This window comes from Maribacter algae (genome assembly GCF_047345745.1).
Classification (GTDB): domain Bacteria; phylum Bacteroidota; class Bacteroidia; order Flavobacteriales; family Flavobacteriaceae; genus Maribacter.
The window spans coordinates 1-11,856 of the sequence record NZ_JBLFES010000002.1; the positions used below are offsets into that span (position 1 = coordinate 1).

Here is an 11,856-nt window from a genome sequence, read left to right on the forward strand (position 1 = left end):
GGACAACGAACTGACGACCACTGTAGTGGAAGGATCGGGAACGGACGTAACCACGAGCGTGGTAGGGAACAACACGGAATATACGGTATCGGCAGAGATCAGCAGTACGGCGGGCAATGCGCTCAGTGTAGATGCGAACGGACTTTATGTCTCTGACGTGGACAACGACACGCAGTACACTGCAGGCAATGGACTGAACCTTGACGGAAGCAACGAGTTCACGGCAGCTATCAGTGGTAATGCAGGCAACGCACTATCATTGGTTGGCGGTGAGCTTTTCGCCACGGATACGGATACGCAGTATAGTGCAGGAACTGGACTTACTTTGAGTGGAACTACATTTTCTGTAGACGCATCGAGTGTTAATACAGACGATCAAAATGCTACAGAAGTTGCGATTTTTCCATCAGAAGATACTAATGCAGACTCGAATATAGACAATCTTGATACTGTTACTTTAGATATGGATGGCGATTTTGGAGTGGATCCAGATGGTGTAGGACCTTTGGCAGCTGGTGTGAGAGAAACGACAGTTCAAGAAGCACTTGTAGCGATAGAACCTATAACATCAAAGGCGGCAAGAATATTTTATCCACCGTCAATTGCTATAGACGTATCTGCATATTCAGGTACTAATATTACTGGAGAAACTAAAGATTTATATCAGGAATATATAAATCAATATGCACCAACTGCACCACCTTTTACAGCCACTTTTGTTGCCAGTACGAATGCACCAACGGCAATACCTACTTATGAAAAAGAAGAATTATATTACTATGTTACTTTTTATGATGACACTGTTTTTGATAATGTGAGTATAGATGCCGATGGTGTAATGACTTACGATATTATTGGTTCACCAGCAGATTATAATTCATTGATTAACGTAGTATTTGTTGTAAAATAATTAAAGCCTACCCAAGTCGATTTGAAATATATTAATCTACATAAAAAAACATTCTTAAGTATTGTTCTTACATTGCTTGGGATTGTAGCATCCAACGCACAGTTTTTGTTACAGGCCCCAGATAGCACCGATGAAAACAATTACAGATGGTATGAGGCTTCGGATACTGCTACAGTCCTTGGAACAGATTCCTTTTATGAGGTAACGGCACCGGGTATTTATTTTGCGACCTATGACGGTACTTTATGCGGCTCCAATGCTACAGGGTACTTTATTGTAACGGATTGTAATGCTCCGGACAATGAAGTGATATTAGATATTTCAGCAAATGTAACATCAGGTGCATCGGTAAACTGGACTCCGGCAGTGTTGGGAGACACATTACAGCCCACGGTTACGGCTACCGAAACGGTAGTACGATACACCGCTACGGTTACCAAAGCCGGTAATGATAAAGCATTGCCAAATTTTACGGTAGTTTGTCTGCAACAAGCTGCTACTTTAATAGATGATATCGTTACTACGGACGAAGATGTCCCCGTTACCGTTGATATTTATGGAAATGATTCCGGTTTGCCAGCTATAGGTACGCTTACGGCAACAGATCCTACTAATGGTTCGGTCTCAATAAACGATAATGGTACTCCTAATGACCCTACCGATGATATGGTTACCTATACCCCAGACGCAGATTATAACGGACCCGATAGTTTTGATTATACGGTTTGTAATGATTCCGGAGCGTGTAGTACTGCAACCGTGGATGTGACAATTCTACCTATTGTTGATGCCTTTGATGATGCTATAGCTACCAATGAAAATACGCCAGTGGATATTGATGTGCTGGACAACGACAATGATATTCCTATGCTTGGAACATTGACTACATCAAATCCAACGAATGGAACAGTTTTAATTAATAATGGCGGTACGCCAAACGATCCGTCTGATGATACGGTAACGTATACTCCTAACCCTGCTTTCATAGGTACGGATACTTTTACCTATACCTTATGTGATGATACAGGAAATTGTGAAACAGCGACCGTTACGGTCATTGTGAATCCTGTGGGTGCCGATTTGGATAGCGATGATGATGGAATTGTAGACAGTTTTGAAGATTTGAACCTTGATGGCGATAATGATCCGTCTTCAAACATCACGGATTCCGATGGCGATGGAATTGCCGATTATTTGGATATAGATAGTGATGACGATGGTATACCTGATAATGTGGAAGCGCAGACCACTGAAAATTACATTGCCCCTAGTGGAGATGATGCCAACGGAAATGGCTTGGATGATGCATATGAAGGACCGGGTGTTCTGGGTCTCTTCCCAATAGATACAGATGGTGACAGTCTTCCGGATTATCTGGATGATGATAGCGACAATGATAATGTACCTGATGCTACCGAAGCACATGATTTTAATCGAGATGGAATCCCGGATGTAGTTTATATCGGTTCAGATAAGGATGATGACGGTTTGGATGATGCCTATGAAGGAGCTATCAGCGTAGATATTGATATCAACGATGAAATAGATGACCCAATCAACCAGTTACCAAATACTGATGGTGATAATGAATCCGATTATAGGGATACGGATGATGACGATGACGGAATTGATACTATTGATGAGGATTCAAACGGTGATGGTGATTATGCCAATGATGATTTTGATGGTGATGGTATTCCTAATTATTTAGACTCGGATCTAGGAGAAGAACAGCTAGAGGAAATAGAGGTATTTAACGTAATTACGCCAAATGGCGATGGCGTTCACGATGTTCTTCAGATTGTAGGCTTGGAAAATTATCCGAACAATACCTTAAGAATCTATAACAGATGGGGTGTTTCTGTCTACACTACTAGGGCTTACAATACAGAAGGAAATGTTTTTGATGGTACTTCAAATGGCCGTGTTACAATAGAGGTAGACAATAAATTACCTGTAGGAACGTATTTCTATATTTTGGACTATGAAATTCCTAATGGCCAAATGAGAACCCGTTCAGGATATATTTATATAAACCGATAGAAAGTAATGTATAACATAAAATCAGTTTTATTAAAATATGACCAACTGCCTAAAAGGCTGTTACTTCTATTGTTTTTTGTAGGCATTTCGGCCTATGGGCAGCAAGATGCTCAATATACCCAGTATATGTACAACACAGTGAGCGTGAATCCGGGGTATGCCGGTTCTAGAGGTCAGATGAGTATTGCTGCCCTGCACAGATCTCAATGGCTAGGATTAGAGGGTGCTCCTGTAACGCAGACCCTAAATGTACATTCCCCTATAGGCTACCGGGGTATGGGACTTGGAATTTCTATCGTAAACGATAAAATTGGACCTACTTCCGAGACTAATTTTGATATCGATTTTTCATATACCATTCCGTTATCTTTTGAAAGTAAATTAAGTTTTGGACTAAAAGGGAGTGTAAATTTATTGGATATTCGTTTTTCAGAGCTAAATCAGTTTGCGCCAGATCAAACGCTACAACAGGATATTGATAATAGACTTTCTCCTAATATTGGAGCAGGTGTTTATTATCATACGGATAGATTTTATGCAGGTCTTTCCGTTCCTAGATTTTTGGAAACCTCCCATTTTGAGGAATCTACGCTTTCAACGGCCAAAGAGCAGATGAATTTCTATTTTATCACGGGATATGTTTTTGAACTGAACCCATTATTGAAATTTAAACCGACCTTATTAAGTAAACTAACGCAAGGTGCTCCGTTACAGGTGGATGTATCGGCCAATTTCATGTTCAATGATAAGCTTATACTGGGCGCAGCTTACAGGTGGGACGCTGCAGTCAGTGCCATGACAGGATTCAATATTTCCAATAAATTCCTTATTGGGATAGCCTATGATCGGGAAGTAACGGAATTGGGTAGTGCGGCCTTTAACAATGGTTCTTTTGAAGTGATTTTAAGATACGATTTCATATCGACCAAGAACAACCTAAAATCGCCTAGATTCTTCTAGTTTTTAAGCCCTATTATTCTCAATTATTTTAAAATCGAACTCACTTAAATTATGTAAAGGTCTTATTTTTACATAATGAAGGAAGAGAGAGTTATACTCGTCAACGAACAGGACGAGCAGATAGGTACCATGCCCAAGATGGAAGCCCATGAAAAGGCAAAACTTCACAGAGCGTTTTCCGTATTTGTTTTAAACGATGCAGGTGAAATCATGTTACAGCAGAGAGCCGGGCACAAATACCATTCTCCATTGTTATGGACAAACACTTGTTGTAGCCATCAAAGAGTGGGAGAGACCAATATTGAAGCCGGAAAAAGACGCCTTCAGGAAGAGATGGGTTTCTCGACCGAACTAAGGGAGTTATTCTCTTTCATTTACAAAGCGCCTTTTGATAATGGCCTAACGGAACACGAATTGGACCATGTAATGATCGGTTCCTATAACTCTGAACCCAACATCAATAAGGATGAAGTTGAAAGTTGGAAATGGATGAAACCAAATGCCATTAAAACGGATATGGAAAATAATCCACGAGAATATACAGTATGGTTCAAGATAATCTTTGAAAAATTCTACCAGCATTTGCTGGATAATATTAAATCCAAATGAAAGTAAAAGTCAGTAGAAGAGCACATTTCAATGCTGCCCATAGATTGTACAGAAAAGATTGGGACGATGATCAAAACAACGCTGTTTTTGGCAAGTGCAACAACCCCAATTTTCACGGCCATAACTATGAACTGGTAGTAAGCGTTACTGGAGAAATAGACAAGGAGACGGGTTTTGTCATTGACGTTAAGATTCTAAAAGATCTTATAAAGTCAGAAGTAGAAAACGCATTTGACCATAAAAATTTAAACGTTGAAGTTCCCGAGTTTCAAGATCTGAATCCTACTGCGGAGAATATCGCTGTAGTCATATGGAATAAATTGCGACCACATATTAAAGCTGAGAATGATCTGGAAGTAGTCCTTTACGAAACACCACGTAACTTTGTAACCTATACCGGATAAATGGGGCTGAAAGTTGGGGATAAAATTCCTTTTTTCTCATTACCGGATACGTTTGGTAATACCTTTTCAATAGAGGATATCATTGGTAAAAAGAATCTGGTTATTTTCTTTTATCCAAAGGATAATAGTCCGGGTTGTACAGCGGAAGCGTGTAGCTTTCGAGATCATTATGAAGATTTTCTGGAAAAAGGAGCGGCAGTCATTGGTATAAGTGCAGATTCTGCTAAAAGCCATGCAAAATTCTCAAAAAGAAATAGGCTTCCCTTCGTACTTCTTTCTGATGAAAACAATAAAGTCAGGAAACTTTTTAAAGTGAAAAATAACATGTTCCTACTTCCTGGAAGGGAAACGTATGTGATCGATAAAGAAGGGAAAGTGGCTATGGTCTTTAATAGTGTAAATGCATCAGGGCATATGAAAAGAGCTTTAAAAGCACTATTAAAACTCTAAAACAAACCAGTAAAACTATCCTTATGAAGTACTATCCGTTAAAGTTCAAACCTATTCTTAAAGAACGTTTGTGGGGAGGAACCAAATTAAAAGAGGTTCTGGAAAAACCAATAGAGAGCAATATTACTGGAGAGAGTTGGGAGCTTTCCACAGTCTCGGGAGATATTTCTGTAGTAGCTAACGGAGCATTGGAAAATACTTCTTTGCAAGAATTGATAGACAAAGATGCAGAGGCTATTTTAGGTAAAAGTGTTGTAGATAGATTTGGAAAAGATTTCCCCATCCTAATTAAATTTATAGATGCAAAAAAAGATCTTTCCATTCAATTACATCCTAACGATGAATTGGCCAAAGAAAGACATGATTCTTTTGGGAAAACAGAAATGTGGTACATTATGGATGCCGACCCTAACGCCGAATTAATCGTAGGATTCAACAAGGACGTAACCAAGGAAGAATATTCCAAAAGTCTCGAAGAGGGCAAACTTATGGAATTGTTGAACTACGAACCGGTCAAGGAGGGCGATACGTTCTTTATAAACACAGGTAAAGTTCATGCCATTGGTGCCGGGGTATTACTGGCGGAAATTCAACAAACATCAGATGTCACCTATCGCGTTTTTGATTTTAACCGAATGGATAAAAACGGAAACTTAAGGGAACTACACACGGATCTTGCTCTAGATGCCATTGATTATAAAAAGAAAAATGATTTTAAGGTAAGTTACGAGAACAAGGAACAGACTTCCAATATCATGGTAGACTGTCCCTATTTTAAGACTAGTTTTCTCAACTTGGAACGGGAATATCTAATAAACACTATCAAAAGGGATTCATTTTCCATTTATATCTGCGTAGCTGGAAATGCTAAAATAATGGCATTAAATGGCGAGGCAGAAATCAAAAAAGGGGAGACTATTTTGGTGCCCGCCTGTACCGAATCCATATCAATCATTACGACCGGAGCAAAATTACTGGAGGTTACAATTTAATGTAGCCCCTTGTTCACAAGGCCAATTGAAAATTGTATTTTTGACAAAAATAAATAGTAATGGCAAGTATTAGAGATTTAAAAAAAGATATCAATAACGTTCTTGGAGATATTATAGAGGCGGTCTATATCGTGGAAGCTGCCAATGGTAAGCAAGACTCAAAAGAGGGTTCTAGAATTATTGATAGTGCAATTGCCACTTTTGATGATTTAATAGCCAAGGTAAACCAAGATGTTGAAAATAGAAAAGCACATTTGAAAGGAGTTCGCGCAGAATTAGAGACCAAAGCAAAAGGCTTGGTCGAAGAAGTGAACAAGTTAAGTTAACGTAAAACGAATTCAATAAAAAGAGCATTCCGAGAAACCTTGGAATGCTTTTTTTATACGCTATTTTTCAAGATAGGCCTGTAGCCCCCTTCCATATTTTGATGCCGCTACTTCCGGAGTAAGTACACTTAAAATAGAGTCCAGATATATGGTGTTGGCATCGGGAATCTCTTTTAGTGCAATATATGGTGCCACATAAGAATCTTTGTTGTTCAAGGCAAAGTTAATCGCAAAGGCATATCCTCTTTGTGTATTTCTGGCACCTAATCGTTCTAGAGAGTCAATAGTTGCTTGATCGAGCGCTTCTTTAGTTTGCGAAGTACCTAACAGAATTTCCAACCCCTTTTTATTGATGTTGGACATCACTTCTTTGTATTCCTCAAACTTTTTATGACTTTTTGAACCTGATATTTTTGCATTCGCATCAAAGGTGTTCCAATTTGTCTGTATGGTAATGGTTCCGGGTTCTCCAAAAAAGGGTATCCGATCGTTAACATCATTGTTGTCTTTTTTGTTCAGATACAGATAAAAGAGTTCTGGGCTTTCAATTTCGGTTTTGAACATAAAGTTTCCATCGCCCTCAATTTCCAAAGAATCCAATGCCACAAGCAATGTATCCGAAACATGTTGTAAGTATAGTTTCCCTTTTTTTAAACCTTTGATGTTCCCGGTAACCGTCATGGTTTTTTCTGTGTCGCTTTGACAAGAACTCAAAAAAAGAACAATACCCGTTAAAACGATCAACTTTTTCATAGTATAAATTTAGGAGGCAAATATCATTATTTTTTCGGAAAAAGTACTATGGATTTTTCTTTCAAATAAAAGAGGATGTCAAAATTCAAAAACCGCTATACCTTGGATGCAATTTCCATGAGGATGGCACAAAAATATGCACCAGCAGTACCCACCACGTAGCCGAACACGGCCAATAGAATACCCACGGAGGTCAAGGAGGGATGAAATTCCGCTGCAACCACGGGTGCGGAGGCAGCTCCACCAACATTTGCCTGACTTCCAACGGCCAAGAAAAAATAAGGTGCCTTGATCAATTTGGCAATGAGTATCAATAAACCGGCATGAACGGAAATCCATATGAGCCCTACGGCGATCAATCCCGGATTCTCAAGGACTTTACCCAAATCCATTTGCATTCCAATAGTGGCTACTAAAATGTAAATGAACATTCCACCGATTTTACTTGCACCCGCTCCTTCATAGTTTTTCGCTTTTGTAAAGGATAGCGATATCCCAATGATGGTAGCAAAAACCACCATCCACAGGAACGTGGAACCTAAAGAGGATAAAATTTTTGTTTTGTCTCTTATAACGTCAAAGGTATCGGTCAAAAACGCAGCAAAATGATTGCCCAAAAAGTGTGCAGCTCCCACGGCAGTAAAGGCCAAGGCCAACAATATCATGTAATCGTGCAATGTGGCAACGCGAGTGATTTTTGCGGTATGCTCGGATACTTTTTTCTTTAAGGTTTCAATTGAGGAAGTATCCGCTTTTAACCAAGCATCGATTTTTTTGCTTTTGCCCACACCTAAAAGAATGATGGCCATCCAAAGATTGGCAATCACGATGTCTACCAGTACCATTCCACCAAATTTCTCGGGATTGTATTCAAAAATCTCGAACATGGCCGCTTGGTTCGCGCCGCCACCGATCCAACTTCCAGCGATGGTCGAAAGGCCTCTCCATACTGCATCCGGGCCAACGCCACCAACAGTTTCCGGCGAAAAAATAGAAACTAAAAGAATGGCAATAGGTCCCCCAATGATAATACCAAAACTACCCGTTAAAAACATGATCAATGCTTTTGAGCCTAAATTGGCTATCGCCTTTAAATCGATACTCAGCGTCATTAAAACTAACGCTGCCGGGAGTAGGTATCTACTGGCTACAAAATATAAATTGGAGGTTTCGTCAGAGATAATACCCAAACTGGTTAAAATACCGGGGAGTAAATAACACATCAGTACCGTAGGGACTACACTATAGAATTTTTTCCAAAAACCGGTTTTTATAGCGGAGGTGTAAAAAACAAACCCAAGACATAATGCGAGCAGGCCAAAGACTATGGTATCATCTGAAATTAGTGGTGTTGGCTTAATTTGTTGTAGTAAGATCATGAAAATTGCTTCTGCTCAAATATAGTCAAAACTCCAAGTGATTGTTTAAAAAGTGCGCCACACCATTGTCGGTATTTTTTAAGGTAATTTCATCCGCTATAGCTTTCACTTCTTCCCTTGCGTTCCCGACCGCAACCCCTAGACCGCAATGTTGCAACATCTCTATATCATTGTAATTATCGCCAAAAGCAATCACATCTTGCAAGGTTTCTTTCTCTTTTAAAAGGAGTTTTATAGCGGATAGTTTAGAAACCGTTTTTGGGGCTATTTCAATCAACGTATCATTGGACCGGTATAAATTGATTTGTCCCGAGAATTTTTCGGACAAAATGGGCATGAGACGGTCCGCACTTTCTTGAGTACCCATAAGCATAATTTTATGGGCACCCACTTTTCTTTCTTTCCAATTGGACAATGTCTCGTTAGTAGCTTTAAAAACAGGCTTCGTTTTAGTATATTTTGTTTCTTTCCGTACCCGTTCGGAATCCTTTGGAACATACCATTCGTTGTTATAGTACAGTCCCAAATCCGTTTTTAGGGCTTCTGAAATTTTATGTATTTCCTGAACGATGTTAATGGGGACGGTTACCGAGAATTTTTTACTCTGGCCATCCAAGATCAATGCGCCATTATAACAAACTATGGGTTCTCCAAAGATATGCAATGCCCTTTGTAGGTAAAACATTCCATTGGGCATTCTAGCGGAAACCAAAATTATACGTCTTGTTTTTTTCAGTTTTTGAAAGGTTGAAATCGTTTCTTGGGAAACGTCACTTTTTGTGGTCAATAAAGTTCCGTCTAAATCAGAACAGATTACCTTATATTTCATATTAAATATTTAACCAATATGTAAGTTTCAAATTTATGGACCTGAATTTTGGTTCGAACAGATTTACGGCGTAATTGTCATTATACACAATAAAAAGGTCGGAAAGCGGGGCAAAACGCCATTGTAATCTTGAATTGATGCCCAAGTTATCCCTTTGATTGCTGTATTGGATAAGTGTGGACCAAAAAACCGATTTGCTAAAGGTTATATCTATTTTTGGGCTGATCAACCAAATATTGGCACTAGGATAAGGTTCCGGTAGATGAATCTGATCATAATTGACCAAAACCGAAACGAAGGCTTTAGGCTGAAAGCGAACGGTCATGTTTCCTTCGACCGAGAATCTATTCCCATTGAAAAATCGGCCTATGGATGATTGTAAATTATAGGAGAAAAGTTTTCGTTGATCGGCGTCGTAACTAAACTCAACACTGTTGTAATGGTAGCCCTGGTTTCCCGGTAGTTCTATGGCTCCATCAGTGCCGGTAGGGTCAAACGAGTCAAATAGGAAGGTGAAACTGTTGGCGAACTCTATTCTTGCTTGGGATTGATTGTTGAATTGAACTTCATATCTGCCAAAAAGGTCATAATCCGTGGTCTTGAAGTCTCTACTTGGACTCCAAAGGACAATCGGTAGAAATTGAAAGGAATGGTTTTGGACCGGTCCTTTCTTGGGCCAAACGACCCGCTCCACGCTTATGATACTTTTTACAATATTAGTCCTCCTTACAAAACCTAAATCTGACCTAAAATCCTCATCGATATAGATTCCTTTTAAAAATAGATTAAACTTTCTGGTATTGTACCGTAAAGTGGAACCTGCGGCCAAATTACCTATATTATCGTCCGGTTGGATGGACTTATGCGCAAAAAACTGCCCTGTCCAAGTATTGTCACGCGAAGCCAAATTGTAATCCATACCTAAAACACGGTTGTATTCATCTTCCCGATCAACAAAATCATAGTCTTTAAAAGATTGTTTGTTGATGAAGAACATACCGATATTAGAACGGGAAAAGACACGTTGTTGTAGGGCCAACATGGTATTATTGTTAGAAGGTATTTCATTCTCCAGATCTTCTGCAGTTTGAATGTTCAAAACACCGATCCTTAAATCCTTGGTCAGTTTTCCACTGAGTCTTACCCCACCAATAATTTTGTTTTCAATGGTATTGCCAGCGGTATCCTGAGCGATTCCGATACGTCGCGAAAAAAAAGCACTTGCATCGCGTTGATCCCCAAAGCTTGCGAACAAATCATTATTATCAATAAAAAACTGTCGTTTTTCTGGAAGTGAGACCTCAAAACGGGTGAGGTTCGTGACTTGGTCATCCGCTTCGACTTGAGAAAAATCAGGATTTATAGTGACGTCTAGATTAAGCGTATTTCCGATGGATATTTTTGAATCCCCTCCAAATCCAAAAGTATTTATGCTTTCGTCATTTTCATAGTCTTTTTGTGATAATCCGTTGATATAGGGAATGAGAGCGAGGGGAGTGCGAGATTTACCGAGGGGTTTTTCAAAGACCATTTCCCCCATAAAGGCCAAGTTATAAATCAATTGGTTCTGTGGGATTTTAGTCCATGTGCTCCGTTCATTTGATTGTGTTTCAATGCGATAGCTATTAAAACGCCATTTAGTGCTGCCTTGTTCAAATTTCAGGGAAGTAAGGGGGATAATCATTTCCGCAGTAAAATAATCGTCTTGAATTTTGGCATCCCCTCTCCATTTCACATCCCAAGAAAGATTAAAATCTTGCCGAGTGGTTCCCCCGTTTGCAATAAGGGCCTCACGTCTTACCCCATACGGATTTATTCCAAATAAAAACGCATTGGTGCCATCGTTAAAAGTGTCAAAAACCAGTGAAAAACTATCACTTCCGCTGCCTCTAAAATCTCTTTTTAATGACTGTGTAGCATAGTTTTTACCGCTTGAGTACGCCTTTATTCCTATGTAGAGATTTTTGTCATCATAAAGCATCTTGATGTGGGACTGTTTTCTCGCCTGAATGGAATCCAAGGGAAAATACTCCCAAAAATCGTCGGCACTTTCTGCTATTTTCCAAATGGCTTCGTTCAAATAACCATCAGGGACAATGATTTCAGAAATATATTTTACATTAAAGGATTTGGTTTCTTTTTGCGAAAAGATATTTGATACAATAAGACAGCACACAAATACGCAAAAGGCTCTTGCCATG

12 protein-coding genes are annotated in these 11,856 nt (G+C 39.4%); 8 read left to right on the forward strand and 4 right to left on the reverse strand.

Annotated elements, in window-relative coordinates; all coding sequences use genetic code 11:
- From ACKWBX_RS07225 to ACKWBX_RS07260, 8 genes are all read left to right on the forward strand, one after another.
- Nucleotides 1-910 (forward strand): hypothetical protein (locus ACKWBX_RS07225; protein WP_413967999.1); only part of this gene is annotated, 910 nt, incomplete at its 5' end.
- A gap of 21 nt (nucleotides 911-931) precedes the next feature.
- Nucleotides 932-2,953: an Ig-like domain-containing protein gene (locus tag ACKWBX_RS07230; RefSeq protein WP_413968000.1), complete on the forward strand. Its 2,022-nt coding sequence runs from the start codon at nucleotides 932-934 to the stop codon at nucleotides 2,951-2,953.
- A 6-nt stretch (nucleotides 2,954-2,959) separates the two neighbouring features.
- Nucleotides 2,960-3,913, forward strand: coding sequence for a PorP/SprF family type IX secretion system membrane protein (locus tag ACKWBX_RS07235; protein ID WP_413968001.1), 954 nt, complete (start codon nucleotides 2,960-2,962; stop codon nucleotides 3,911-3,913).
- Nucleotides 3,914-3,988: 75 nt separating this feature from the next.
- Nucleotides 3,989-4,522: an isopentenyl-diphosphate Delta-isomerase gene (gene idi, locus ACKWBX_RS07240; protein ID WP_413968002.1), complete on the forward strand. Its 534-nt coding sequence runs from the start codon at nucleotides 3,989-3,991 to the stop codon at nucleotides 4,520-4,522.
- Nucleotides 4,519-4,926, forward strand: a complete 408-nt coding sequence (locus ACKWBX_RS07245) for a 6-pyruvoyl trahydropterin synthase family protein (protein ID WP_413968003.1) — start codon at nucleotides 4,519-4,521, stop codon at nucleotides 4,924-4,926. Before idi ends, ACKWBX_RS07245 begins: the two co-directional genes overlap by 4 nt.
- The gene (locus ACKWBX_RS07250; protein ID WP_413968004.1) at nucleotides 4,927-5,376 is read left to right on the forward strand and encodes a peroxiredoxin; all 450 of its coding nucleotides are present in this window, start codon (nucleotides 4,927-4,929) and stop codon (nucleotides 5,374-5,376) included. It begins immediately after the preceding gene.
- A gap of 23 nt (nucleotides 5,377-5,399) precedes the next feature.
- Nucleotides 5,400-6,368, forward strand: coding sequence for a type I phosphomannose isomerase catalytic subunit (locus ACKWBX_RS07255; RefSeq protein WP_413968005.1), 969 nt, complete (start codon nucleotides 5,400-5,402; stop codon nucleotides 6,366-6,368).
- 59 nt (nucleotides 6,369-6,427) lie between these two features.
- Entirely contained in the window at nucleotides 6,428-6,694 is a 267-nt protein-coding gene (locus ACKWBX_RS07260) for a hypothetical protein (RefSeq protein WP_413968006.1), read from the forward strand.
- A 60-nt stretch (nucleotides 6,695-6,754) separates the two neighbouring features.
- On the opposite strand, the gene ACKWBX_RS07265 is transcribed toward ACKWBX_RS07260, so the two are convergent.
- From ACKWBX_RS07265 to ACKWBX_RS07280, 4 genes are all read right to left on the reverse strand, one after another.
- Nucleotides 6,755-7,447, reverse strand: coding sequence for a DUF4369 domain-containing protein (locus ACKWBX_RS07265; RefSeq protein WP_413968007.1), 693 nt, complete (start codon nucleotides 7,445-7,447; stop codon nucleotides 6,755-6,757).
- Between the two features lie 95 nt (nucleotides 7,448-7,542).
- Nucleotides 7,543-8,826 carry a DUF819 family protein gene (locus tag ACKWBX_RS07270; RefSeq protein ID WP_413968008.1) on the reverse strand — a complete coding sequence of 428 codons (1,284 nt, stop codon included), beginning with the start codon at nucleotides 8,824-8,826 and terminating at the stop codon, nucleotides 7,543-7,545.
- A gap of 25 nt (nucleotides 8,827-8,851) precedes the next feature.
- The gene (locus ACKWBX_RS07275; RefSeq protein ID WP_413968009.1) at nucleotides 8,852-9,655 is read right to left on the reverse strand and encodes a Cof-type HAD-IIB family hydrolase; all 804 of its coding nucleotides are present in this window, start codon (nucleotides 9,653-9,655) and stop codon (nucleotides 8,852-8,854) included.
- Nucleotide 9,656: 1 nt separating this feature from the next.
- Nucleotides 9,657-11,855: a DUF5916 domain-containing protein gene (locus ACKWBX_RS07280; protein ID WP_413968010.1), complete on the reverse strand. Its 2,199-nt coding sequence runs from the start codon at nucleotides 11,853-11,855 to the stop codon at nucleotides 9,657-9,659.
- Nucleotide 11,856 lies beyond the last annotated feature (1 nt).

Coding starts and splice junctions, on each gene's coding strand:
- ACKWBX_RS07265 (WP_413968007.1), bottom strand. CDS start 7,447: ATGAAAAAGTTGATCGTTTTAACGGGTATTGTTCTTTTTTTGAGTTCT.
- idi (WP_413968002.1), top strand. CDS start 3,989: ATGAAGGAAGAGAGAGTTATACTCGTCAACGAACAGGACGAGCAGATA.
- ACKWBX_RS07280 (WP_413968010.1), bottom strand. CDS start 11,855: ATGGCAAGAGCCTTTTGCGTATTTGTGTGCTGTCTTATTGTATCAAAT.
- ACKWBX_RS07255 (WP_413968005.1), top strand. CDS start 5,400: ATGAAGTACTATCCGTTAAAGTTCAAACCTATTCTTAAAGAACGTTTG.
- ACKWBX_RS07260 (WP_413968006.1), top strand. CDS start 6,428: ATGGCAAGTATTAGAGATTTAAAAAAAGATATCAATAACGTTCTTGGA.
- ACKWBX_RS07235 (WP_413968001.1), top strand. CDS start 2,960: ATGTATAACATAAAATCAGTTTTATTAAAATATGACCAACTGCCTAAA.
- ACKWBX_RS07275 (WP_413968009.1), bottom strand. CDS start 9,655: ATGAAATATAAGGTAATCTGTTCTGATTTAGACGGAACTTTATTGACC.
- ACKWBX_RS07270 (WP_413968008.1), bottom strand. CDS start 8,826: ATGATCTTACTACAACAAATTAAGCCAACACCACTAATTTCAGATGAT.
- ACKWBX_RS07250 (WP_413968004.1), top strand. CDS start 4,927: ATGGGGCTGAAAGTTGGGGATAAAATTCCTTTTTTCTCATTACCGGAT.
- ACKWBX_RS07245 (WP_413968003.1), top strand. CDS start 4,519: ATGAAAGTAAAAGTCAGTAGAAGAGCACATTTCAATGCTGCCCATAGA.